The organism is Methanoculleus horonobensis (genome assembly GCF_001602375.1).
GTDB lineage: Archaea > Halobacteriota > Methanomicrobia > Methanomicrobiales > Methanoculleaceae > Methanoculleus > Methanoculleus horonobensis.
Window position 1 is genome coordinate 308,615 of the sequence record NZ_BCNY01000013.1, and the last position, 26,014, is coordinate 334,628.

At 48.6% G+C, this 26,014-nt stretch carries 18 protein-coding genes and 1 tRNA gene; 11 read left to right on the plus strand and 8 right to left on the minus strand.

Annotated features, from left to right (window positions below):
* The first annotated feature begins 51 nt into the window (after nucleotides 1–51).
* From MCUHO_RS04530 to MCUHO_RS04545, 4 genes are all read left to right on the plus strand, one after another.
* Nucleotides 52–123, plus strand: a tRNA-Arg gene (locus MCUHO_RS04530).
* A gap of 175 nt (nucleotides 124–298) precedes the next feature.
* A complete protein-coding gene (locus MCUHO_RS04535; protein ID WP_067074065.1) occupies nucleotides 299–772 on the plus strand; it encodes a nuclear transport factor 2 family protein in 474 nt (157 codons plus the stop codon).
* A gap of 763 nt (nucleotides 773–1,535) precedes the next feature.
* On the plus strand, nucleotides 1,536–1,946 hold the full coding sequence (locus MCUHO_RS04540; protein ID WP_067074068.1) for a hypothetical protein: 411 nt from the start codon (nucleotides 1,536–1,538) through the stop codon (nucleotides 1,944–1,946).
* Nucleotides 1,947–2,023: 77 nt separating this feature from the next.
* Complete coding sequence (locus MCUHO_RS04545) at nucleotides 2,024–2,809, plus strand: DUF1828 domain-containing protein (RefSeq protein WP_067074070.1); 786 nt, start codon at nucleotides 2,024–2,026, stop codon at nucleotides 2,807–2,809.
* Nucleotides 2,810–2,886: 77 nt separating this feature from the next.
* Here the strand turns inward: MCUHO_RS04545 and MCUHO_RS13055 are convergent, their stop codons facing one another.
* Nucleotides 2,887–3,021: a hypothetical protein gene (locus tag MCUHO_RS13055; protein WP_268872788.1), complete on the minus strand. Its 135-nt coding sequence runs from the start codon at nucleotides 3,019–3,021 to the stop codon at nucleotides 2,887–2,889.
* Nucleotides 3,022–3,224: 203 nt separating this feature from the next.
* On the opposite strand from MCUHO_RS13055, the gene MCUHO_RS04550 reads away from it, so the two are divergent.
* A complete protein-coding gene (locus MCUHO_RS04550) occupies nucleotides 3,225–3,581 on the plus strand; it encodes a winged helix-turn-helix domain-containing protein (RefSeq protein WP_067074073.1) in 357 nt (118 codons plus the stop codon).
* A 74-nt stretch (nucleotides 3,582–3,655) separates the two neighbouring features.
* On the opposite strand, the gene MCUHO_RS12585 is transcribed toward MCUHO_RS04550, so the two are convergent.
* A complete protein-coding gene (locus MCUHO_RS12585) occupies nucleotides 3,656–3,925 on the minus strand; it encodes a MarR family transcriptional regulator (protein ID WP_153020002.1) in 270 nt (89 codons plus the stop codon).
* An 86-nt stretch (nucleotides 3,926–4,011) separates the two neighbouring features.
* Here MCUHO_RS12585 and MCUHO_RS04555 point away from each other — a divergent pair, with 86 nt between their 5' ends.
* From MCUHO_RS04555 to MCUHO_RS04565, 3 genes are read left to right on the plus strand one after another with little or no spacing between them, the layout of a single operon-like run.
* Complete coding sequence (locus tag MCUHO_RS04555) at nucleotides 4,012–5,040, plus strand: tRNA-guanine transglycosylase (protein WP_067074077.1); 1,029 nt, start codon at nucleotides 4,012–4,014, stop codon at nucleotides 5,038–5,040.
* Nucleotides 5,041–5,048: 8 nt separating this feature from the next.
* Nucleotides 5,049–5,879, plus strand: coding sequence for a hypothetical protein (locus tag MCUHO_RS04560; protein WP_153020003.1), 831 nt, complete (start codon nucleotides 5,049–5,051; stop codon nucleotides 5,877–5,879).
* Complete coding sequence (locus MCUHO_RS04565; protein ID WP_067074087.1) at nucleotides 5,872–7,047, plus strand: BREX system ATP-binding domain-containing protein; 1,176 nt, start codon at nucleotides 5,872–5,874, stop codon at nucleotides 7,045–7,047. Before MCUHO_RS04560 ends, MCUHO_RS04565 begins: the two co-directional genes overlap by 8 nt.
* A gap of 59 nt (nucleotides 7,048–7,106) precedes the next feature.
* Here MCUHO_RS04565 and MCUHO_RS04570 read toward each other — a convergent pair whose 3' ends face one another.
* Genes MCUHO_RS04570 through MCUHO_RS04595 form a run of 6 tightly spaced genes read right to left on the minus strand, consistent with a single transcriptional unit; the run spans nucleotide 7,107 to nucleotide 20,683 of the window.
* On the minus strand, nucleotides 7,107–8,765 hold the full coding sequence (locus MCUHO_RS04570; RefSeq protein WP_067074090.1) for a HEAT repeat domain-containing protein: 1,659 nt from the start codon (nucleotides 8,763–8,765) through the stop codon (nucleotides 7,107–7,109).
* Nucleotides 8,762–11,944, minus strand: a complete 3,183-nt coding sequence (locus MCUHO_RS04575; protein WP_084385921.1) for a PD-(D/E)XK nuclease family protein — start codon at nucleotides 11,942–11,944, stop codon at nucleotides 8,762–8,764. The genes MCUHO_RS04570 and MCUHO_RS04575 overlap by 4 nt, the downstream gene beginning before the upstream one ends.
* A gap of 2 nt (nucleotides 11,945–11,946) precedes the next feature.
* Nucleotides 11,947–13,992, minus strand: coding sequence for a DUF1998 domain-containing protein (locus MCUHO_RS04580; protein WP_153020004.1), 2,046 nt, complete (start codon nucleotides 13,990–13,992; stop codon nucleotides 11,947–11,949).
* Between the two features lies 1 nt (nucleotide 13,993).
* A complete protein-coding gene (locus MCUHO_RS04585; protein ID WP_153020005.1) occupies nucleotides 13,994–16,501 on the minus strand; it encodes a DEAD/DEAH box helicase in 2,508 nt (835 codons plus the stop codon).
* An 11-nt stretch (nucleotides 16,502–16,512) separates the two neighbouring features.
* Nucleotides 16,513–19,902, minus strand: coding sequence for a P-loop NTPase family protein (locus tag MCUHO_RS04590; protein ID WP_067074104.1), 3,390 nt, complete (start codon nucleotides 19,900–19,902; stop codon nucleotides 16,513–16,515).
* Nucleotides 19,895–20,683 carry a hypothetical protein gene (locus MCUHO_RS04595; protein ID WP_161485879.1) on the minus strand — a complete coding sequence of 263 codons (789 nt, stop codon included), beginning with the start codon at nucleotides 20,681–20,683 and terminating at the stop codon, nucleotides 19,895–19,897. Before MCUHO_RS04595 ends, MCUHO_RS04590 begins: the two co-directional genes overlap by 8 nt.
* A gap of 163 nt (nucleotides 20,684–20,846) precedes the next feature.
* On the opposite strand from MCUHO_RS04595, the gene dpdA reads away from it, so the two are divergent.
* From dpdA to MCUHO_RS12325, 3 genes are all read left to right on the plus strand, one after another.
* Nucleotides 20,847–22,571: a tRNA-guanine transglycosylase DpdA gene (gene dpdA / locus MCUHO_RS04600; RefSeq protein ID WP_067074112.1), complete on the plus strand. Its 1,725-nt coding sequence runs from the start codon at nucleotides 20,847–20,849 to the stop codon at nucleotides 22,569–22,571.
* Between the two features lie 192 nt (nucleotides 22,572–22,763).
* Entirely contained in the window at nucleotides 22,764–25,031 is a 2,268-nt protein-coding gene (locus MCUHO_RS04605) for a UvrD-helicase domain-containing protein (protein WP_067074117.1), read from the plus strand.
* A gap of 9 nt (nucleotides 25,032–25,040) precedes the next feature.
* Nucleotides 25,041–26,000, plus strand: coding sequence for a PD-(D/E)XK nuclease family protein (locus MCUHO_RS12325; RefSeq protein ID WP_084385922.1), 960 nt, complete (start codon nucleotides 25,041–25,043; stop codon nucleotides 25,998–26,000).
* The last annotated feature ends 14 nt before the right edge of the window (nucleotides 26,001–26,014 follow it).

Below are 26,014 nucleotides of genomic sequence, written 5' to 3' on the forward strand. Positions count from 1 at the left end.
CCTTTTTAACCTGAACAACCTAGTTGTTAGGGGAAAGACACTCATTCTTGTGTCCCGGTAGGGTAGTGGATATCCTAGAAGCCTGCGGAGCTTTTGACCCGGGTTCAAATCCCGGCCGGGGCGTTTTTCGATTTTGTGTTAAACCATTCATTTCAGGCCGTTTTTCGGATTTGGGGCTTCTTCGACAGGCCATCCCGAACCGGGTTCGGTCGCCCGGGGTTCATGGATATGGCTATCCGCCCGCAGCCAGTCCTGCCGCGACCATACTTTTATCAGCACCGCGGGGAGGGATACCCGTATGGCTGAGGAGAGTCGTCCCCCGCTGCCGCCGTTCACGTACGAAACGGCGGTACAGAAGGTTCGTATGGCCGAGGATGCCTGGAACTCCCGGGACCCCGCGAGGGTGTCGCTCGCATACAGCGTCGACAGCGTCTGGCGCAACCGGGCGGAGTTCGTGAACGGCCGCGAGGAGATCGTCGCGTTTCTGCAGCGGAAGTGGGCGAAAGAGCTCGATTACCGCCTGATAAAAGAGGTCTGGGCTTTTTGCGAGGCGCGGATCGCGGTCCGGTTCGCATACGAGTGGCACGACGACTCGGGGAACTGGTTCCGCTCTTACGGGAACGAGAACTGGGAGTTCGACCGGCAGGGCCTGATGCGCATTCGTCATGCCAGCATCAACGATCTGCCGATCACTGAAGGAGAGCGGAAGTACCGCTGGCCGCCGGGGCGGCGCCCCGACGATCACCCCGGGCTCTCCGACCTGGGGCTGTAGGGTTGTCCGGTAGAGGGCGGAACGGGGTCTCCGGGACCCGGACGGGCCATCGGCGCCGGAGCCGGCGGGGTCGTGGGCGGGGTGGTGGCGGTGATCGTGAGGGTGCTCGGCGGGGGTGAGCCCAGAGAGCCAGGATGAGTCACTGTTCCATACGATGTTTCCGGTGCATTGTTACATCCCGCCGGAGGAATGTGAGGTAGAAGGACAGTGCGTCTTCGCCCTGCCGTTCGGTCTCCGGTCTGCCAGGAGTACGGCACAGGCATACCGGCTGCAGTCGGCGGGAGCCGTGAGCCCATTACAACACGGCTATAATGGTAGTTTTAGGAGATTGGATGCACTTGCTCTGGTTTCGAGCATTCCCTGCAACCATGGATGAGCCCATTATGAGCCAATTGTGATTCATTTCGATCCCTTAGCGCAATCTGACGATCCCTCGCATTTTGTGTACCTCAACGAGTAGCACACGCCCGCTCCTGCCGTTCCCTCTTTACGGAAAATGCCGGTTTGAACCATCACTTTAAGATCTCGCGTTGCGGTCGCCTTCTTCGCATTATTGAGTTGTTGGTACACCTGGTTTGAGATAGAACCCTCTCTTCAGGTAGTGTACGGCAGCAATCTGCCGTTCATTCAGCCCGAGGGAATCAAGTCGCTCTCCATACGCGGAGGACGGTTCTCACACCCGTGATTATGGAAATAGTTATCTTTCTTTCCGGCGACCGTAGAATCATTGAAATGAACTAGTACTCCGGTGGAGGCTACCTGAATGAATTTGCGGCTCACTGATGATGAGATCGATGCGTTACTCAGAGAGGCCAAGCCGCTGCCGGGAGATTTCTCCAGGAGATTTCGCCCTAAAGAGAAGGGCGGCCATAAGGAGTACGAGATCGGTATAGAGGGTGCGAATCAATCCCGGTTCAGGTTGATATTCCGGCAAAGTCTATTCAATTCGCTGGACTTCTCCGTGATCCTCGGCTATATCATTCCAAACACAAACCAGGTGTTCCGGCTACGCCGATATACGGGAAAAGTCACGAACACACGAACAGGCTTGAGCAGGAGAAGTTTTATGATTTCCACATCCATACTGCAACAGAGCGCTACCAGACCGCGGGCTGGAACGAGGATGGGTATGCGGTTCCGACAGACCGGTACCCGGATCACCACGGCGCGCTGAAGAGCATGTTCAACGACTGCGGGTTTGAGGGTTCAGCGGTAACCACGAAGGATCTTACCGACTGGGGGATATAACCGATGGCAATCGAGGCAATCGAAGAGGAGTTTCGGAGGAAGGTCTGCAGCCAGATCCATCTCCGCCCGGAGGGTATCAACCGGTATCGGGTCTTCACACCGTTTGTCTTTGATGATGGGGATAACCTCGCGATCGTCCTGAAGGATGAGGACGGCGCCTGGACGCTGACGGATGAGGGGCATACCTTCATGCACCTGACCTACTCGATCGACGCAAGGGAGTTAGAGCGGGGAACCCGCCAGAAGGTGATCGCGAGTGTGCTGTCCCGGTTCGGGCTGGAGAACAACCGGGGCGAGCTCGCTATTCGCATCACGGGCGACCGGTTTGGGGACGCCCTCTGGAGTTTCATCCAGGCGCTGATCCGGATATCGGATCTTACGTATCTGTCGAGATCGCGCGTTTACTCCACGTTCCAGGAGGATCTCCGTGCGCTCATCGAGGAGGCCGTCCCTGAGGGGCGCAGGGAGTTTGACTGGCACGATCCCGAGCATGATCCGGAAGGGAAATACACCGTTGACTGCAGGATCAACGGCATGCAGAGGCCGATCTACATCTTTGCGCTCGCGAACGACGACCGGGTCCGTGACGCGACGATAAACATCCTGCAGTTCGAGAAGTGGGGGCGGCCCTTCGTCTCGGTCGGCATATTCGAGGATCAGGAGGAGGTCAACCGCAAGGCCCTCGCGAAGTTCAGCGATGTCTGCGATAAGCAGTTCTCAAACCTGCCGGGGAACAAAGACCGGATTATGCAGCACCTCCGGGATATGGCCGGGACGGCTTCCGGCTGAGGTTGCAGCGGCGTCCCGCTCTGCCCGGGGGAGGAATCCCCCTTTCGTCACGTGATAATACCCCCTGACCCGGAACGTCAGGCCGTCCCCTCCACGATTGCGATCTCCTCCTCGGTGAGCCCGTAGAGTGGGTACGCCAGTCGGCCGTGAGCGGCGGGGTGGTGGCGGTGATTGTGGGGGGATGGGCGGGGGGTGAGAGAGTGGAGAACCAAGCATTGCACCTCTGGAGCTACCCCAGTTACCGAACTACTGACGAATGTCCCATACTGCAGTAGGCATCCTCGTCATTAGTATGCAGTTGCAGGATAATAGGATGAAGGTTCCTGCCTTTGCCATTGCTAAGAGATATGATATGAGAGGGGTTTTCGGATTGATCAGGAAAAATTAAAGAGTCCTTTTATCAATAGAGGCAGTCATGCACAAGACGTTCTTTAGGCCAACCCGCAATGTTACCAAGAAGCAACCGAAACCGCATTTCGGAAAAGTCGATGCTCCACATTTTACGGCGAGCGAGCTTGAACCCATTCTGATCGATGTTTTACAGGGTTTCAGTGGTTCTGCCTCAAAAAGAACCATTGAAGCTGAGATTGAACGGAGGTTACTGAATGAGTTTAACCCAGCTGATCTCGAAAAGGTGGGTGAGGGGATCTCCAGATGGAAGAAGAATGTTCAATGGATCCGCTTTGATCTGGTTGAGAGAGGTATCATGAAGAAGGACTCTCAACGTGGTGTCTGGGAATTGAGTGAATTATCTTCATTAAAAACTGCTTGAAGAACAATCATCAGGTGGAACTGCCGAGAAGAGTTAATACCACTAAGGAGATCAGATAAAGGATTGGCCTTGAGTTATCGCGGGCCATCTTTGAGTTCTTGCCCAAGGCGCTGCAATATTCTGTTTGGATCAACAACTCGGTATATCTTTCGTCGGCTATCCTCTGGATCAACCTTCTTCTCCAACCACCCAGCTCTTACAAGATTCGGAAGAATCTGACCAACATACTTCTCTGTTTCACCAAGAATCTCTTCTGCTTCCTGAAATCGAAACTCTGAGGTGCCTCTCTCAGCATAGAGACGCGCAAATTTTTCGAGAAGATTTCTGGGAAGACTGCTGACCATTTCTTACCTTCATTGATTCGAAAAATACTTATATCTATGAGTAGTCTATTGCATAGTTAGACTATCAATACAGTGGAGTATTTGTTATGGCTCGGATATTTGTCATCGATACACCAACACGGCCGATTGAAACTCCAGTTCTCTTTCCGGTTAATAACACCGGACACCGGGGAGAGGGGAACGGTCCTGAGTACTGGACGGAAATACCAGACATGAAGACAATGTTACTGAATGCACATCTCCTGTACAAGAGTTCCATTCTCCAGACCCTTATGGCTGAGGGCCTCCACCGCCATTATACGCAGGACGGCGTCTTCTTCATTGATAGCGGAGGTTTTCAGAACCGAACATCTGATCTCACTATCGATCCGATTGAGATTCTCCGGATCCAGGAGAGCATCGGCGCAGACATTGCAGCAACATTGGACATTCCTGTTCTACCCCAGGAAAATACACTAACACAGAAACATGCCGAGACCCTCAGAACGTGCGTAAAAAACGCCCTAATTACCCTAAAACATCGAGAACGAGAGGATATGCTAATTTACGCATGCATTCAGGGAGGAGATATCCGGGCGATGCTCAATATGGTCGATTACCTGCAGAAGAGAGGTCAATTTGATGGATTTGCAATAGGTGGGCTCGTTCCAAAGCGTTCTAATTTCCAGCAGATAGTAGATACCATCTGGGCTGTCCGCAAACGGATCAGGGATGCACCACTCCATGTATTTGGGTTGGGAGGTCCATCCTACATCCCGCTTTTGGTTTACCTCGGTGTTGATACCTTCGATTCTTCATCATACTTAAGGGCCGGTTCGAAGAGAGTATACTTTGTTCCAGGGCAGGGGTCGGTAGATTTTCAGGACATTGGTAAATGCACATGGCTCCCCTGTGTTTGCCCGGTTTGTAGTGCACACCCATATAATGAAGTTCGTGAAGACCGGCGGTTGATTGCGTTGCATAATCTGTGGATGATCACTTATGAGATACGTAAGTTGAAGATCGCGATTAGTGAAAACTCGCTGGAACCGTATCTTGAACAGAGGTTGAAGCCAAATCCCCTTATTTACGGGGCATATCACTACGCGAAAGGAAAGATCCGAGGTTTTACATGAGAGCAAGCATGAGACCGATAACCTTAGGGAGGGTTGTCGAAACAGTGTATTTGAGTGAATCACAGGGCGACCTTGATGGTTCGCTGCTCCAGGAAAAATATGGAGTATCGCAACGCCGGGCAAAAGAGATCCTGAATGAAGTTGTCCGTATGGGGCTACTTCAAGGGGTGGCCGACCAATTTCAACCAACGTCGCTTGGGAAAGACCTGACCATAGCCGTACGCAAAGGAGCGTGGGAACAGGTGCATCAGGTTTTGCTGGAATATACCTTCTACTCTGACTTCTACAAAACACTCGTTCAGTATGGGCCGATCGAACCTAAACAGTTGCTGCCTCACCTCAAGGAGACCCCCTCCTCATTTAATCAGACGTCACTATCCGTTTTATGCGACTGGGTTGAGCGGGTCGGTTCGGCCCAGAGGAACGTGTTCACCAACGTCTACTATCCTGTATACGCGATGACCGCACCCATGCTTCCCGAGTTCCTCTGTGTTTACGGGGAGTTGAACACGAGGGCAGGGGCCTCTCTGCACCAGCGATACGTCGAAATTCCGAAGATCCGTGAGTTAGTGTGCGAAAGGCTGAAGATTCGGAGACGTGACTTCAATGAAGAATTTCTCCGACTTTACAGGAATAATATCGGAACTATTGAGCTGAGCGGAGCACCAATTACGACGCATGCCAAGGCTACATCAAAGCACATAAAATCTCTCATTTTCACAGAAATGCCCGACGAGATAACTATGAAGTTGACTTCCGAGCGTTTTTTAAAGGGAGTAGTGTGCGACTCAAAACAGTATTACTTTGTTGCGATACACGGGGGCGACATCATTGAATAACCCTCTGTTCCAGTCCCAAACGAAAAACTACAGCCGATTCGGACTTCGCGCAAATCCGTTTCCATATGCAGGAGTTCCTGACGATGAACCGAAGATCTACGTAGGGCAGGATGAAGTGCTCTTGACTATCAACTCTGTTCTCTCAACCACTATTCTGACAGGCCGTGCAAATCACCTCATCCTAACCGGTTCGTACGGGAATGGGAAGAGCCACACACTCAAATACATACATTCACAAATCTCTGCTCAATCTACCACATACGAGACACGGCCCTGTATCGGATACGTTGCGCAACCGGGCGAGACCTTCTTGGACATATACCGGGACTTTGTCTATGATCTGGGCTCGGACTTTATCCAAAGACGAGCGCAGGAGTATATCGGAAAAGTCGCGGTAGATCTTGTCGAGCAGGGCGTCATTGAAGGACCTATCGATCCCACCAACGGTTGGAAGAGTATCGAAAACGGCAGCATTCTTCTCTCCGAAGTGGTTCCGCATGCCTTTACCCGCCTCTCAAAGCATGTTCGGTTTCCGGATTTCGCCCGTGCGTTCATCAATATGGCTTATGAAGAGAATTCGCTGACATCCTGGGAATGGTTAAGTGGAGAGCCGATTGAGTATACGCGAAGAAGGGAGATGAGCCTGACATCGAATATTGATAAGCGGCATGCACCGCGGGCATTTAGTGCGTTGAAAAAATCTCTTGAACTCCTCGGGTATGCTCCTGTAATAATGCTTGTCGATGAGTTTGAGCATATCGAGAACCTTCAGGCGCGAACAAAGCAAGACGTCCTAAACTCGTTTAGGCACTTGATTGACATGAATCCAACAAACTTCTCTCTGATTATTGCATGTGCACCTGAGGTCTGGGAGAAGATGGTTTCGGAATATCATGCCTTTTCAGAACGAATTGGGAAAGAAGTCAATCTCAAGCCGCTTACTGCAGAAACTGTCAAGATACTCATCGTAGCATATCTCAATCGTGAGCGGACTACTCCCGCGAGGACAATCGAGCCATTTACTGATGAGTCGATCGAGCAGATCTTCAGATCTGGAAACGGAAATACACGCCGTATAATCACATTATGCGGCCAGGCGATGGATCTCTTCGCCAGTTTGGAGTGCGAAACAATTGATTCTACAGTGCTCCAGAGAGTTGTACGCTGACTTGTTCATTAGAACCGATCGTTTCTTTTTACAAGTGCCAGCAGGAAATACGTCTTCTTTTAAGTCATAGATAACAGTTCAAGGCTTTTTATCACTTCGTCCCGAACCGCTTTAGAACGGTCATCGCACAACTGTTGCAGCACAGGGATTGCCTGAGTGTACCCTATTTTTACTAATGTCCGTATTACCTCGACTCGAACTACTGACGTAGAATTGTGTAAGAGAGCGATCAGCGCAGGCCCGGCTGCGGTGTCGCCTATATCTCCAAGTGCTATGGTCGCATATCTCTGGATCTCACCTCTCGGATCGAATAAATGTTGAATCAGCGAGGGTGTTGCCCGTGAGTCTCGTATCTGTCCCAGAGCCTTTATTGCTGCAATACGATTTTCAAGCCGCTTTTGGTTAAGGACTTCAAGTAAGAAGGGCACTGCCTCATGCGATCCGATAGAACCAAGGGCACGGATAACATCCACCGACAGGATGACACCAACCTGCCCATACATGGTGATAAGCGACTCAACGGCTCGGTCATCCCTCAGGAGTGCAAGGGTTTTAATAGCTTCTTTCTGGACATTCGTGTTCTTTGAGGAAGTGAGGCAGTAGACGGCAAGATCGAAGACACCCGAACTATCAAGATAGTTCCTCAAACTCCTGAGTACATTCTGTATCTCCGTTGTTTTTGCAGTCTGTGACATAATGACGGTGTAGAATTCTGCAATTGCCTCATCCACCGGGCACTGCGAGACTTCCCGACTCGTGGTGGCTGTCCCTTCTGTATCTTGGATGCCCGATTGACCCGCTTCTGTAGGCACAATCGGTACTTCGTCGATCGATACGGATGTATCTGGAACAGGCATTGGCTCCGTCTCACGCACCAGAATAAACAGTGAATAAAAGAAATCCTCAGAAATTTTGAGCAATTCTGCATATTCCGACATGCGGTCACTATATTTGCAGAACCGAGTAAGATCCGAGAGAGCAATCACAGTATTATGCACATCAGTGAAGTCGAAAAACCCCTCACTGAATTTCCGCCGAATCACTTCGATGTCTTCATCGATCTTCTTCCGGGTAAAGCGATGAATAAGCAGGGTTTCTCCTTCGAATAATTTATTTCGAATCTTTTCATATACTCTTCTGTCCTTCGGAATAAATAGGGGGCCAAGCGCAGAAAGTATACAATCAGCATCTTGTTTGCTAATGAATTGATCAACCTTTTCTTTGCTAATGTCCCAGCAGTCAGCAACGGTCTCTCGAAAGGCATCCAACCCCTCAGTATATGGAAGAAATTGCAGTTGATCTGCATGCTGCGTGAGAAGAGAATCAAAATGCAAGAGGCTTAATCCAAGTGTGAGATCAAAGATTCGTGCCTCGATGGGGATGGGTAACAGTGCATATTGGACATTCCGGCCCTTACCATTTCGCTTGACACGTCCCACCCTGCGGGGTACAAATCCTTCGGCAATAAAAACAGGGTCTCGCATAGCGATCATGAGCGGTTCACGGATATCTTCTTTCGCGATGCCATATCTCCTTGAGAGTTCGTCAATAGTCCATGATGATGTCTTTAAATCGTCGATAAGCAGCTCGTATATCGGCTTCTCTAATACACGATAACTCTCGATCTCACTTACCTGCTCGGGTAAGACGATCCGATTGTTGGACACTAATTGTCGATTATATGCCAGTTTTCGCAGATCTCGCGTGCCTTCGATCATCTGTTTGAAATACTCCCAGATTGTACAGTCTCCTGTGGCGATATGATATCCCGAAGTATTCTGCTCTGAGAAAGAGTGTTCAGTTCACCGATCAGGATAAGGTGCTCCCGTGCTGCTGTGAGTAGCGTATAGAGAACTTTTGGATCCGTCAGCGGCCACCGAAGAACCCTTTCGGGATTTGCATTGACGAAACTGACAATGGCAGTCGTATATGACTGCCCGTTTAGCTGATGAGGCAGCCACACAGGAACATCTGTTATCCCATGCTCAACAAGTAATGACCGAATTAATGAAGCCTGACTGATGTAGGGTGTGAGTACTACACAGGATTCCCGATCTTGGAGGGCAGAGACCACATCTGCAACTCGTTCTGCCTCTGCCTGATTCACAAACATAAGATCCTGAAGTGCCTCAAGGAAGTTTGCCGGGATTGTGATCGCTACCGTTACGTTCTCATTCTTCCCGGCTGCAGGGCCAATCGGTTCCGACCGTTTGACGGTCAGTGTTCCTGATTTGACCGGAACTACAGACCCAACTGGATAATCACGGATCTGTTTTCCAGAAAGCCGGTTGATGGCAGTTTCAAGATGTTTGAGATCGATCTCTGTTTTGGGCTCCATTGAAAGTCGATATTCTGTCGTTACAGGTTCCATGGCAATCGTATACTGCGCATAGATCTTTGAACCGCTATCTTCCTGCCCGTGGACAGTCGTGAAACAGACATCCCCACCGTCTGCATCAGCATCGACGCGAGTTCTGGTCTGCCTCAACGCTTCTGTAATTTGACCTGGAAGATAGGGGAAGTGCTCTGAAAAAACGGCATACTCTCTCGACTCGAAGAAAGCATCGAATCGGATCAGTTTTTCAAACGTGCTGACACCGAGTCCTGCATTGCGTGCTTCCTGGCTCTTTAACGGAGATGCGACACGGTTCGCATCACCGATGAGGATACTCTGCTCTGCAAATGACTGAATATAGTGGCTAAGCGGTTCAAAGAGTTGTTCGGCACCGTCTGCAAGGACAAAGTCAAAGTAACGCTTCCTATCCGGGTCTCTCAGTAACTCGAAAACCCGTGATTGGAGCAGGAGATTGCGATCTGTAAGAATAATCGGCGAGAGGCGAATCCGCTCTTCAATCTCTTCAATGCTTTGCTGGTTGCCGATCTCCCATGAGCCGGGTTCTTCGGTAAACCCTGCTTCTTTGTTAATGACCAGGATCAGGTGCCGTTTCTTGAAATTCTGAACAAATTCCTCAATCTCCTGTAAGTTCCTCAGAATGACAAGAGTACGCTTCCCTGCATCCAGAGATGCGACCAGATCGACGGCGCATGCAACCTCTGAGTGGTGAGCAGGCATCTGAATAGCAATGACCTGTGCTCTTTCTAGAGCGGCAATTACGGCCTCTTTATTGTAGCGGGGGATGCGGTGTTCGGGAAGAAGCCTTCCTTTCTGGTAGGAGAGGGTTACCACTCTTTGAGAGCGTTGGATGAAATCAATGACACCAAGAAGTTTCCGGAAGATGGCGATCTCTACGTAATCTTTGACCAGTGTATAACGGTGCTCTGAGTTCAGGAATTCATCGGGGAGAGAGGCCAGAGTGGCAAGCTCGATCGTTGTTAGACCTATGGCATGCACCACTACGCGATACGAATACGCCCCACCTGCAGTCCGCAGCAAGGCATAATCACCAGGAGCAACATCAAGATGTGGAAGTGCTGAAACTGAATTCAGGTGCAGTATACCCTTTTCGTATCGACCTAACCTGAGATCCCCCGCTTGTTGACCTGCCAAGACACGCTGTTCTTCAGGAAGGGACCTCAGGAGCGAACCAAGAGAAGAAAGGAGTGAATGCTCAGCCTTTATTGCACCTCGGATCTTGTTGAAGTAGTCGATCTCATTGATATCAAAGTATGTCAACTTGGTCGGACACGTATTAATGAGCAGACACCTAGTAGATACAGTACCGCTCTCGTCTGACTCATAACACTCCCAGAACCGCTCGGTTTGGCAGTAATACTGACACGGTGGAAGGTTTTTTGAGAGTGCGTGGCCGGGATGGCGCTGGTGGGGGCATTCGCTACACCACTTGCTATGTGTGGTCGGTAATTGCATCCCTTCGCGCTGCAGGAGGACTTTGTTCCGTGCATTTATGATCTGGTCAATATCCAAGTCGCTCAGCGTAATCTCATGTAAATGACAGGGGTCCCCATCCTGCTCATCAAACCGAGCGGGTTGCGTGTACAGGAGGTATCCAGTGCGATTTCCCGAATTGAGATACGATGCAAAGAGGTATACCTGGAGCTGCATCGTATGCTCAGGCCGAACGTTCCACGACGTCTTCACCTCAACTGGGCGATTGTCGACAACAAGATCGATAATCCCGCCAAGACCGTATACATTGTTAATCTGTACTTCACTCCGGACCTCTTTCCCGGAGATGAGGGAGGATAACTCTTCTCGATATAAGGGCGTAGCGAGGTGATGGAAGACATCTTTTTTAATAGATTCAAGGGAGACCCCCGCAATAAGATGCAGTGCTGCATCCAACCGGAACTCTGTCCGGATCGCCTCATCAATTCTTTCCCGTAATATATGTTCCCGCTCTGCTGGGGGTTGATTACCGAGTAAACAATATGTCCCGTCACAAAGCATGGCAGCGAGGATGTGATGGACGAGATTGCCACGAGTTATATACTTGTCTGGGTATTTCAGGATGCTGTGCTTGACACTCTTAACGTAATCGAGATAGTATTTCCTCGGACACGTCCGGACGCTGATGATCTCCCTTGGCCCGACAGGAACAGACGGTGCAGGAAGGAGTATTCGCTCAACATTGATCCAGGTTGTCTGTCCCTGCTGGATGACGTAGCCTTCGAAGAAAACCTCTCCACCCGGGGCAAATAGGCGTTTAAAAGCTCCCTCATCTGGATTCTGACTATCAAAGAGATCCCAGAGCATCGGTGAAGTTGAGGGGTAGGGGATCCATTCGGGAACCATCCGCCAGACGGTAATTTTTACGTCAGTTCCTGGTGGAGATTCGAGATCAAGGACATACTTCGGGCCACCCCGGGTAGGCGAATAATAAGGGCCAGATGCAAGTGTAGCAGTGCTCTGAATGAAGTTTCTGTTGTATCTTGCCGGATCTGCATACAGATCAGCAGAGTCAACGTACGTGCTCATAATCACTGAACCTCCAGAAGCCGCGCTAAGAGGCGTTTATTGAGTAAGGTGGATTCAAACAGGTCTTGTCCATAGGAGGATGAGATCTCAATACACTCTGGACAACCGTTGATGCATGAAGGCATCATCTCCTCAATCCGGACGACTAGTTCACTGAGATCTCCTTTCTTTCGAGTACGATATTTCTCAAAGGCTGCAGTCGCTCGAGGATCGTAGAACATATCACCGGAGCAGTAGAGTAGAAGATCGATAGTTGTCGGTGTTCGATGGAGTTTTTTAAGAATATCGGTGTACCCTCGAATCAGCTCAGAGTAGAATGCCGCAATGTCCTCTGATGATACCAACCTATTTATATCGATTTTACAGAATGCAAGAAGATCCTCTCTCTTCTTTGCATGCAAGTTAAACCCATATTGCCTCTCGAATTTTTCTAGCGCCAGACGGAGGATAGTATCCTGATCAGAATCCAACCCGTTAAACCCCGCAGCAAGGAACTCGGGATCATATACCCGGAAGAGATCGTGTATGATTGATTCCGTGATATTGACATCACACAGCAGACTCTGTTCCAATGCTTTTCGGACGTCAAAAAGTTCTGGAGAAATACCCTGAAACTTCCGGAAGAGTTCTTTTGCAATGCCTGACCCTCCCTGGTAGCGATCATATGCATAGAAGGTCATGGTTTCCCCGTCAGACTCTTGCCAGTACGTCAACCCGTCTCCTGCAGATCCAAAGAACTGTTGGAGCCAGACTTGGATAGTTTTCTCCAGCGTTGCACAGAGGGTTCGTCTGCAGAACGCCTCCAGTTCATTGATGTCAAATGCACGGTTAAAAATATCCTCAAATAAAGCGTGGTTCTCGGTTAAGAGAGAGATCAGATCCTCCCTTCGAGCCGGATCGTATCCTGCTAGCCGTAATCGGGTCTCGTTACTGTTGGGGATCAGTTCCTGAAGGAGCAGTTCGATGTCAGGTGTCTCTTGGTCGAAAAGTTCTTTGAGGTTCTCTGCACGCCCTGTTTGGCGTACCCAGTAATCAAGGGCGACCAAGAGTTGATAAAGTCCATCAATGTCGTAAGTGCTGTCAAGAGGGGTCTGCTGGTATAGGACTGATTCATACAGTTGTAAGAGGACATACTGCATTCTAAGATCGTTCTGCAGGATTTCGTCTTCCTGCAGGATATCTGGTATCCTCTCAAAGAGATGTTTGAGAGAGAACTCGAAGACAGTGGCCTGTGAGAGGTGCTCGGTTCCAAGAAGCGCGTAGGTATTATCATTGTCGTGATAAAACCGTACCAACCGAGTAAGGGTATTTGTGGCTTTCCCAAAAAGATGGATGCAGTTTGCATAGTAACAACGTGCAAGGACAAACTTCTCCATATAGCCGATGGTCTTTATCAGGCTCTCTCCGGGGAACTCGATCACGCGTTCCGCAGGCCCTCCATAAGTCATGATATTTGTATAGAGGGGTGTTGAGAGGGGGTCTCGCGCAACCTCGATAGCGTTCCCGGTATCAGCGTGAGTGAGCAGGTGCTGCTCTTCATCCCAATAATACTTGGCATTTGCCAGGACTTTTTCAACTTTGACCTGATCGGGGAAGTAAATCTTTGCTTGTTGGACTGGGATATTGAGTGGGGAGAATGTCTCTGATTCTGCATAGATCTGACTGAGTGGCACTGACTTTTCGAATCGAAATGTCGGGTGAATATTTGCACATTCCAAGTGCTTTTCGCTCGGCGCCCAGATTGCTCTGTAGTGATGAAATCCCCAGCGTTTCTTATAGCCACCTGGCAGGAAGTTTGCAAGAATGAACTCCTTTGTTTCAGAACCTTCACTCTTCACCCGGCCACCGGACACATCGTGGATCTCAATGTTCCCTCCGACGTAGATTGGGATGAATGTTCCTGGGACATAATATGGTTTAACAACACACGGATCAACTGCGAAGAGATTTGGAGGGTGGAAGTAAGGATATGCATAGGATCTTGCCTGTAATGCTTTCCAGTATGTCAGAGCACCCAGTGCCCGTTCGTGATTATGCCTGCGCTCCATATCAGTTCTCCTCGAGGTAGTATGCGATCCGGTTCAATCGGTCGATAATGTCATCGACCGTCGTTTTGTTCTTGAGGTACCTGACTGTACAGTAGTACTTGCTTGTGGGATCTTCCACTCTCAACGGTTCAGAGCAGGAGGCAAAGTACTGCTTGATCATGTGGAGTTCCTGTTTCGCCACATCATACCGAAGGTTGAAGGTCTGACAGATGTCTATCAGTAAGTTCTCCTCCGTCTGCTCAATGAGACTGAGGGTCTCTTCCGTATCTACCTGATAGTAGACCTGGTCGAGGACTTCGATCGCATAACGGGTGCTGATATAGTCGTAGATGAACGACGTGATATGCATCGCTTTGATGTACCTATTTTCCGGGTCAATGGGGATCTCAAGTTTACTGTCGTGGGGATTGGTAAGGAACGAGGTGTGGTGAAAATAAAAATTATCTATCGGACGTGATCCAAGTACCACAACCGCAATGGGCATGTCGGCCGGTGATCGCCCACCCCGACCGATGCGTTGGATGAAACCCGGAATGTTCATCGGGGCCATATACTGGAATGTTCCGATAATACCCGGATGATCAAAACCAACCTCAAGGGCGGATGTCGTGATCATCATGTCCCATTCTTCTGAGTTTGGTTGCCCGCCTGCACAGTCCTGTGTTGTGCCGGATTTGTGAATCTGGATGCTCATCGGCCTATCATCGGTTTCCTGCATGACCCACCAGCACTCTCCATCGAGGTATGTCTGGCATCGGTTGATGTAGGGGTTCGGAGGCAGAGATCTGCATCCGACATGCGGGCACTGGCGGTTTCGAGATGTTTCCAGTCGTGCATCTGGGGTCCTTAACTGATAGAGGCGCCGATTCCGCTCGGCATCACATAACTTTTCCCCGAGTCGTTTTATAATATCGATGGAGTCAACGAATCCAATGATCCGGTTTTTCTCACTTGTTTTCAGCATGGTGTGGAAGAAACAGAAGGCAGTCTGAATCATTGCCGAGAGGTTTGTGGCAATGGTATAGTTTGTCTGTTCTTCCTGGCTTGCCTCCGGACTGAGCAATATCTTCCGCGGATGTGTTGCTTTTAAAAATACGATATACTCTCGACCCATTTCTTCTAATTCAACTTCATTCGGACAGATTACTTTTGCATCCTCAGTCGAGAAGAGGTTACAACAGAACTCCTTGGGTTTACCGACCGTGGCACTCGAGGCAATGAATATCGGTTCAGAACCACCCGAATGGCGGATCTTGTGGCGAAGCCGGCGAACAATGTTTGCGACATGCATTCCAGATTGATTCGTATAGATATGGGCTTCATCAAAGACGATGTATTTTGGAAGTATCTGCTTATTCCAGATATTCAACTTCCCCTCACGGTCCATTAAACGGCGATGGAGCGAATCAGGAGTGGTTATGATGATATCGGCTGTAGCAGTTTTTTTCACCACAAAATTAACTGTATGTGTTGCATCATCACAGCACACGAAACCATTTGGACCGGCCTGCAACGATCCGCTACACCCTTGATGCGGGCATTTTAGGGGAAGGTCTTCGGTCTTACCATGATGAATCCCTATACGGATTGGGTTCTGAAGGGTGGCGTTGACAGCATACACGTATTCGATAAGTCTTTGCAGTTGATCATTGCAGAGATCGATGCGTGGATAGACAAGGATTGCTTTGGTACCACGCTTCTCCTGTGTCAGCAATGCATACAGCAGGATTGGGAAAAGAAAAGCTTCTGTTTTTCCTGAGCCGGTACTTGATTGAATGATATATGAAAGAATTTCCGATGAAAAATCCTTAGATATTGCCGCTTGGAATAATTCTTGAAACCCTCTGAGCTGGAATGATGAAAGATTTATCTCATTATGCTTTTTATTGAACCGATTCTCAACCATCGATCGAAACGAAATGAGTGAATCTCTCGAATTTTTCTGTAAGAACGGACGAATATTTTCGTCTATCTGAACGGCATTCTTTACCATCGAAAGAGTTCGGATCGCCCGTACCAGAGGGATGTCCCTTCGTGGCCGAAGGCGACTTTTTACCTCTAATTTAACCATGTGCGCCAAACCGGGACTTGCTGTATAGTCCTCGTCAAACCTCTGCTTTAGATACGACAAGTAGCGAACCAGTTCTGCAATTCTGCTCCTCACCCGCTGCCTGTCATAAATGTATAAGAGATACTGCTCATCGACAAGTTCCTGGACGCAAGTGGCAATGATCCAGGTCACCGTCTCGGGTGAGGGAGCTGTCGGCGAACCCTTCATGTCAATGAATAGCGAGGTAATTAACGATCCGTGATTTTTGGTGAGATGATTTATGATATTCTTGAGACTGACAAAGCAGTCATAGTCTCCCCGATTGATATCATCCGCATTTCTGTCCTCGACATATTTGATGATCTGATACTTGACTGCCTCCCTGTTGCTCTTTGCCACCTCTGGTGTGCAGGGATGGGTCCATAACTTCTGAAGATCTTCGATACTTGTGAAGTCCACGACCGCTCGCCTCAGTGGCTCTTCTTTATTCGAATCTCAATGGCTTCGATATCTCCACGGACATAGAGACTCTGGAGGAATTTGAACGCCTTATCGACCGTGTAACTTTCAAGAATTGTATCAAGTGTCACACTACTCTGGGCAGAAAACTTCTCCATAAACTCATCTTCAGGCGTTTTTACCGGTTGCTCTCGTTTCTTAAGAGCATCCTGGAACTGTGAAACTTTCATTTCTGCTGTGGCAAAGTCCCACTCTCGAAGTGCCTCTTCCGCTTCATCCAGATACAGAAGGGTTTGTGGTTCTTCGGGCACTGACGCTCTATGGGCTGCAATCATTTGTTCATAGTTCTGGTAACTGTTCTTCTGCTTTACCAAGTTTCCTTTCAGTGTGATCAGCCCGGCATGAATCGACTCAATTATTCGGAGAGCATCTGCATATTTTCCATCGTTAAAGAGCGGTAAGTATTCGTGCGATTGTTTATTATTAAGATCAGCAAAATTCTCCAGATATCTGGGATTGCTGTATCCAAGTTCCTCAAGATCCGCTAAGAGTTCTCCTATTGCATTTTTAAGATCGTCCACTTGTTTTGCATATGAGATACAGGGTTCTTTGCTCGTCTCCCTGTCGCGAATCTCGCGTGTATTGATCTTGATAACGTTCTCGAGTTGATTCAAATAAACAGTGAGAGCACTAAAGTTTCCTTCCTTCAGTTTCTCTGAGGCCTGAGTGTAGAGATCGTCGATATGAGCCTGCCACTCTACATGCTCGTTATCGGTGATGATCCCACGCTCAAATGCCCCACGGATTCTCTCTTTAGTGAGATCCATTTGCTCTTTGTAGTTCGATAGAGTGGATGCATGCAACGTCCGTGTGCTTTTGATCTCATTGTTCACTGCGCTTTTGACATTCCCGATATCATCGAGAATGTTCTTCGCTTTGATGATATGATCGCTGCCGGGTTCAGGTTCAACAGTGAGTGGGTCGAGTCGTCCTTCCAGAGTCTCGACCTTTCGCTCGTAATCGCTTATTGCAATATTTAACCTCTCAGCATCGGTTAGAAGCGACCCCAAATCGCGTAGGGCTTCTTCACACTGTGTGACAAGCACATCGAGTTTTTGAGAGTGATCAAGAAGTCGGTACACGACGGAGGCATCTTCTTTGGCACCGGCGATCATCTCGAGTCTGACCAGCAGATCGATGTACCAATTGAGAAGTCTGAGTTCTTCTCCCGGAGAGCATTGCAATGTATACTGGCTCTCAAGATACTCCTTGATCTCGTCGAGAGTGGCATATTTTTTCTGAACAATGAATCCATAAATCAGTTTCCAGATGGGGTCCAAGTCCAGTGATGCAATCTGCCACCGTGTCCCATCCTTCTTGACAAAATGTTGCTTTAACAGACCATTAAGGGTTTCCGAGTCCAGATACGGCGCACTGCATTCTGTCCTCAGATCTTTCAGGGAGTAGGTCCGGGTCTGATCTTCAGCGAGCTTTTCGATAACTCGCCTGACACCCGGATCGTCGGGGAAAGGAATTACCTTTGTCAACACGAGCTGCTCCATCTCGTTTGCTATCCCAATGGAAGAGAGGAGACTTGACGTATCGATATCATCCGTTGTCTCCACCTCCGGATTGCCAAGGAGTTTGATCTTCCCCATCAACTGCTCATCAGGTATGGGAAGTTTTGTAGCCTCAATGGTTCGGATACTCTCTAAAAAGACGCTTTTCCCTGCATCTCTGAGATCGCGGCGGAACTTCTGATAGATAGGATCGTTTTCAAGTCTGTTCCCAAACTTCTTCTCAAGTGTGGTGGAATCGTACAGGACAGCACTGAACGTTGCCTGTTTTGACTCTATGAGGTTGATGAGACCATTATACAGACTCTCTGGGAATTCAACTCCTTTAAACGCCGTCAATGCAATGCTGTAGGGAATTGGTGAGTTCCCTATTCTACATTTTCCGATAATCACCAATTTATCATCAAAAATATGCCTTGACTTGAACTCGGCGTTCATTTCCTTCTGCAATATCTTCCAGAACCCTTTAGTCAACTGGTCTTGATATCGGCCTGGATTTGTCATTAAATCAATTAATTCGTAGTCTAGAGCCAGTTCTGTTTCAGAATCATATCGCTTGCCCTTAAAGATCTCGCTAATGACTTCCGGACTGATCGTGTAAAAAGTTTCTCCATCCTTATTCGTTTTCCGCTCGAGAATACGGGTTCCATGAATGGGTCGTGTGAGTGCTTCAGCAAATGCCGGCTCAGTAAAATCATCTTCCGTAACACTTTTCCCTTCTCCGATGAGAACGCCCATCAGAGTTGCAAAATCCTTTTCGAGCGCTTCATTCTCTGCTGCGATGTTCTGTCTGATCGACTCCAGGCGATTCCAATCAAGCACAATTGTCTTGTTAAAGAAGGACTCATGCTTCGCAAGGACCTGAATAATTCTGTTGCCATTAACCTCTTTTGTCCCACTTCGCAGCGTTTCACGAAGAGCTCTGTTAAATATTGCCAAGATCTCACGGGGATTTCCACCAACATTTCTTGTGACAACAGATATGACCTCTTGCTTGATTGGATAGAGCGAATCGCTCGGAACAACCCGGGCACTGTTCAGGCGATCAAGTATCATCGAGGTGGTGTCTTTTTCTCGCAGATTACCGAGCCGAATAGGTTCTTCTGGAGAGAATCGTTGCCAGAAGGCGTCGCCAAGTTTTCGATCGCCACCCTGCGAAGAGTCAACAATTGAGATCTTGCTCACGGCTTCCCGCGAGAATCCCATGATTATATGAAGCGGGGTGCCCAGCAGTTTATTGATCAGGTGAAGCAAGCTCTGAATGAAGTACTGTACCTGGTCATTATCGTCTGATTGGACAATATCCTCCGCCTCATCGATGAGGAGAAAGATTCCATGAATATTGTTGATCCTGGCATCCGCCATGATTCGGTTGAGGTTAGCGATGATATTCTCGCGGAGTTTCTCAAGTGCATAGGTAGGTTCCACGCTCTGGGCGGGTTCCACATCAGGAAGATTCTCAAGAGTTCCTCGTAGAGCTGGGACATTTTGTTTCAGCGTTTCAATGATATTTTCGTAGAGTTTGCGAAAACTGATGCCTAGATTCCCAAGATATATTGCAGTGACACCACTGCCGTACTTGCCGCTGATGATTTCCTCACGAAGTTTGATAAGGTGATGCGTTTTCCCGGTGCCATATTCCCCCATAATGAAGATCCGTTTCTGGAAATCCGCTTTTACGGCAGAGCGCACAAATTCATCCAATCGTTCAATCTGATCCTCCCGACCATACAACCCATACTGGATTGCCAATCGTTCATCGGCAATGATCGTCTCAAAAGGGTTCCGCATCAACCCAAGGTCTTCATATGATGTTTCAGGCATAGAAATTCAACCTCTGTGCAATATCCATGTTCATGGAGTACTTCCCATAACTCCCCGTCACAATTAACTCAGGAAGGAGCAACCGTACTGTTGAAAAATTGTTGTCAAATACCTCATAACTTACCGCATACTTTAAATCAAAGAGATCTCTCATGTCACTAGAACTCACAGTTCCGTCAACTGGGTTTACGTTTGCCTGATATTCTTCCACAAGGAGTTGTGCAAACAGAAGTGGGTGGATATATGTGAGTGAGTAACAATTTTCCTGCAGTTCAATCAGTTCTAAACGGAGCAAAGTTTGCAGGGCGAAATCAATTGTCGCCTGATTAAAGGTATGTCCATATACCTGTTTCTTGAGATACTCGGTTCCAACTTCCGCCCTGCGCGCCTTCCTTTTCTTGAATATAAATGCTAACATATCTCGGATTTCAGGAGAGAAATAGAGACTATTGGTCTGCAACATAGTGTAGACCATCTGGAGGTCATCCCTAACTTTTGCGGCATATAAGTCCTTCCCGGAGTATAGGTTGATTCCGGGATTCTGTATCGAAGAGGTGAGGATGAGTGCTGTGTCCTCCCCCTCTACAAACCCAAGTATCTCACGGATGTAGTACAGAACGTCATTTGTTGCCCCATCCCGGGACTTGACCTGCGCGTCCATGTCAGGATTAGTAAAATTCACAAGATGGTCAAACAGTATCTGCTTTGCGACGGGACCGTTCTTTCCGATGAACTCAATCGCAATAAGCATCTGCCGAGGATTTGCAGTCAATCTTCTCAATATTACTCCTCTATTCCGCTAATAGATGCGTATAAGTCAAGAACTTGTAAATACCTTTTGGATTACCGATCGGCAATGTAAAGCGGTCAATTTTGAGAGGAAAATACAGTTTCACCCCGCGTTGCTCTATTTTATCTGGAAGCACTACTAATAATAAAAGAAGATGAGATACTTCATCCCTGAATGGGACGATCGAGTTGACCCGGGGTTTGACTTTATCCGGGATCAGCACTCCCAGGCTCACAAAGAGGATGCGCTCAATAACGATACGTATATGTGGGATATCTTCGGCATTGAGAACGTTCCGTTTGATGGTGTCCTCGTCTCGATTGCGACCATACAGGAAAAAAAATCAAAATATGCTAAAATATTAGAGAATGGGATTCATCGCTTCTTCGGGCTTCCTCAGAACTTTGAGATTATGGCCGATTGTGGTGCTTTTTCGTATATCGATGAGCCAGTACCCCTCTACTCAACTTCTGAGGCTCTCCAGTTATATAGTGATCTCGGGTTCAACTATGGGGTGAGCGTTGACCACCTTGTTGTTCCAATGTATCGAGATCAGAACGGAGAGCGGATGCGGATAACATACAATAATGGGTTGGCAGCGTTTGAAGAATGGTCGAGAAAGTATCGGAATGACTTTCAGCTGATTGTTGCGGTTCAAGGAGAGACAGTCTCCGACTATCTGACGATGTATAACGACTTCATCAGACATGGTATCTCCCACCTTGCCTTTGGAGGGCTTGTTCGCTCACCCACAATTTTCCTTATCGAACTGCTGGACGCGTTGATCGACGAGATTCGAGATGCAAAAATCCGCCCGGAATACCTTCATTTCTTTGGACTTGCTCGATGTGACCTCTTCTCCAGGTTCCAGCAACTCGAAGAGTTTGGTATTCGGGTCGCGTTTGATTCAGCTTCATATCTCCGGAAGGCCTGGCTCTCATCTGCGAGCACCCAACTCAATTATATCACTCCGGATTGGAAAGGATACTCTGCAATCCGGATCCCAGAGAAATTGAAAGGGAAGAAGAAAGACCTTGTCCAGCAACCCGTGCTCGATATGGTAGGGCAGGAATGCTTACGAGCACTGCGAAGATACGATCAGGGATCGATTGATATTGAGGATGTGCTCAAGCCACTGACCCGCTTTAACTCTGCTATTCAGGAGAAGCCACGGGTGCTTGAATACTACCGACGGGTGCTAGAAGAGAAGCCCTGGAAGGCATGTCCATGTCCAATATGCAGGGAACACGGGATTGAAGTGATTATCTTCCGGGGAAACAACCGCAACCGTCGCCGAGGCTTCCACAATACCTGGGCATTTCACCAGATACTTCGGGATCCATCTTTGTGGACGAATTGTATCAAAAAAAAGCGGCCGGATGACGCATTCCAGTATGTCGAGTCGCTTGACTTCCTGCAGAAGGGGGATAACGTTCTGGTGATAACCGGGTGCACGAAGAAGAAGCTTGACTCACTCGGGAATGTGACTGCTCCTGCAAAGGAGATGTATCAGGGGATGGTATTTCGGAAAGTGCGAGAGTATGCCGAGAGCATGGGATTTGATTACGCCATCATCTCTGCAAAGTACGGACTACTCTTTCCGGATGACATGATTGAGGGGTATGAACAGGTCCTGCGGTCAAAGGCAGATATCAAGAGTCTCCAGCCTGCGGTTGAGGACCGTCTCGGCGAGATCATCGATCAGTACGATCAGATTATGGTCATTGCCGGAATGACTTATCGGATGGTGCTTGAAAATATCTGGGATGACAGATTTGTATTCCTCAAGGCGCGTGGCATCGGAGATCTCTGCAGCATTGTTGCACACTCCATTCCACTGCGGGATCGTTCGCTGGACGAGTTTGTCTCATCCTCATGAATACAATAACCTTTCTTCACGCTTAAAGTAGTAAGAGGGAATCCACGAATCCACTCTAATCTTACACGAGTTAACTACCACAGGAAGTTCTATTTGAATTGTAGCAGTAGTTAATGATACCAATGTTAAAACAAAAAGGGTAATAAGTTCCTCATCAATGTGTTGTCATAAGATACACTATAAGTGGGTGACATGCACTTCGACGAATTTCGGACGATCCTCCAACCGCATCTTGACTACGAGCTAGATCCGGGAAGCGAGCAGGGTCGCGTGATTATGCATGGTGAAAATCCAATGCAGGTGATTGCTGGACCGGGTTCAGGGAAGACTGAAACTGCTGTTCTCCGAGTGCTCGTCCTCATGTTCGTAATGGAAATCAATCCTAAATCGATCATCATGACTACCTTCACCGAGAAGGCAGCTAAGAACATGCGGGATCGGATCCTGACCTATGCAGGCTTCCTCTTCGATCAGTATCCGGACCTCCGCCACCAGATCAACATCTATGATCTCAGGATTGGAACACTTCACAGTCTATGTGCCGATATAATGCAAGAATACCGGTATACCGGCTACCAAAACTTCAGGCTCATGGATGAGATGGAGCAATATCTTTTCATTATGCAGCACTCGGACTTCGTTCAAGATCCTGACCGTTATTCCCCAATTTTCGAACAGTTCGATTATCTTTTCCTAGGGTATGACCCTTTAAGTGGAGTAAGAGGGTGGCGGGATCACCGTTACCCTCCAAATCAATGGCAGCGCACTCGAGCAGCTATGCTCCTTTTCAATCGGATCACCGAGGGTGTTATTGATAAGGATCGAATGAAGCGGGCAGGTCCTGCATGGGATCTTCTCACCGAAGCATACGATCAGTACCACCAGCAGATGACTCTGCACCAACGATGTGACTTCCCGACAATCCAGCAGATCTTCCTCGAATTTCTTAACTCACAAGTCGGCAGAAGGTTTATCGAAGGTGATTCTTCAGAACCAGAGATCCACCCGGGAGTCGCTCATGTCATTGTCGACGAGTATCAAGACACAAACCCAATCCAGGAGGTCATCTACTTCACACTCGCTCACAATACACGCAATCTCTGCGTCGTCGGCGACGATGACCAGGCGCTCTATCGTTTCCGTGGTGGAACAGTGGAATGCATGGTAACTTTCGATCATGCATGCCAACATTATTTGGGAGTGAGGAGCACCCCACGCTACTTGGGCGTGAACTACCGATCACATCCAACCATCGTCAACTATTGCGACGAATATATCCGTTCGTTCCCAGTGATGAGGATAGAAGGTGCACGAGTAGAAGGGAAACCACAACTAAGTGCAGGGAGTTCAATAACCGGAACTTATCCGGCGGTTGCGTTCATACGTGGGAGAACGATTGAAGACACTGCCCAGAATTTTGCTCGTTGTATTCGCTACCTGCTCGATAACCATATCATCGAGAATGCAAACCAATGCGTGCTCTTGATGCGCTCAGTGAAGGAGTCCCCAAGGAACGCCGGACATTTTGCTGATGCTCTTAGAGATCAGGGGATCCTCCCCTACAACCCGCGATCCCGGCAATTTCTTGAGCAGGAAGAGATTACCGTTGCGCTCGGAGCGTTCGTGAGTATTATCGACCGAAATCTCCAAGGCATTGGGGGCGTTCGGGGGCAGCATGTCAGAGATAACATCGGCCGCAAAGTTGAGGAATGGATCCGAGCCTACGATCGAGTCGCCGCGACCTCGCCTGCACTCCGAGATTATGTGGATGAGGCTCGGCAAGCTATCCAAACGAAAACCCAAGAGATATTCCAGAGAAGAGATCGGAAGACCAAGATCGGAGTGTCAATAGGTGATGTATACTATCACATCCTCGCTCACGAACCGTTTGGAGGTTGGCAGGAAGATCCTGAACGGACTTATCGTTTGGGACAACTTTCGGTTATCTTTGAGCAATACGCCTCGATCCCGTATCTGGATAGTCCGGGGTCATATCGCGGAGATCTGCGAGCCAGTCGAGACCGTCCAGCGATAAGCTTTGGTTGGTTAAAGGACTTCTACAACCACCTTGTGGGACGCCTTATCGCCTCAGGGATGAACGATCCTGAAGAGGAGGATATCATTGCCCCTCCGAACCGGTTGCCCATTATGACGGTTCATCAGGCGAAAGGTCTCGAGTTCGACTTTGTCTTTGTGTATGGTCTCAATCGGGATGTGGAGGTTGAGGAGGCAATCCGTTTGGAGGATGACTTCGAACCATTTCGGCAAACACAGTCGTACATCCACATGACCCAAGAGCAGCGGGCTGCTCAAGATATTGTACGGTTCTATTATGTTGCATACTCCCGGGCAAAATGGGCGTTGATCCACTTAGTACCAGAGGCTCACCTTCGAGGGACCCCGGGCTTTGGTATCATTGGTAGAGACCGGCAAAGATTCAGGATTGTACATCAACTTTAGGAAGAGATCATGCCGTGGGATGAATATAGGGATCTTTCAATCCAAGTACAACCAAGTAGAACAGCCTTACCGAAGTATAGTGTGACCGGAGATATCCTCTCATACCGGCGGTGCCCCCGCCAGTACGGCTTTTTTACGGTTCGCGGATACAAGTCGGCTCACCAAGTTCAACTCTGGTTTGGAACTATCATCCATCAGACGTTAGATAAACTCCACCTGCAATACAAGGGACTTGTCGATCCGACGATGCAAGGTAAGGTACCCACTGAAGACGATGTCGAAAGATACTTCAGACAGGTCAACATGAGCCTTCGAGCCCGAGGAATCCGTGGATATAACGATGATAATGAAATCCATGCTCTTGCAATTCTGCGTCGATTCAACGAATTGGAAGGTGCTCGGCTCTATCCGCATATCATCGACACGGAATGCGCGTTCCAGACTCAGCAAGAAACCTACGTCCTTGAGGGTGTCGTCGATGTCCTTCGTGATCTCACGCATGAGACTGTGCCACAAGGATATGAACCTGTTGAGATCTGGGACTATAAGGCCGGATATAACCCCTCTTCCAACAGGACCGAAACCAGGTCAAGATTATATGAGGATTATGAATTCCAAATGCTTGTGTACGCTGAACTTTATCGACTTCGAACCGGAATGTACCCCACGCGGGGGATCTTGTACTTCATGAACGAACTTGTGCAGAAGCGGGGGAAAAAGTCTGCTTGGGTTTCAGTTCCCGACAAACAGGCTCAGCAGCGTGCAATGTTGGTGTTTGATTTCACGGATCCAAAGATACTAATACGGATACAGGAAGCTATGGCTCAATATGGTCACATTGTTGCCGAAATCGAGCAACGCAAATTGACTAACCTGTGGCCTCCTTCAGACCATCCAGACAGGGATACCTGCGCCACCTGCGATAAGCGGTGGGATTGTGAGCATGGGACAACGCTGACTCCACCATGAAAGGAACCCCTCTA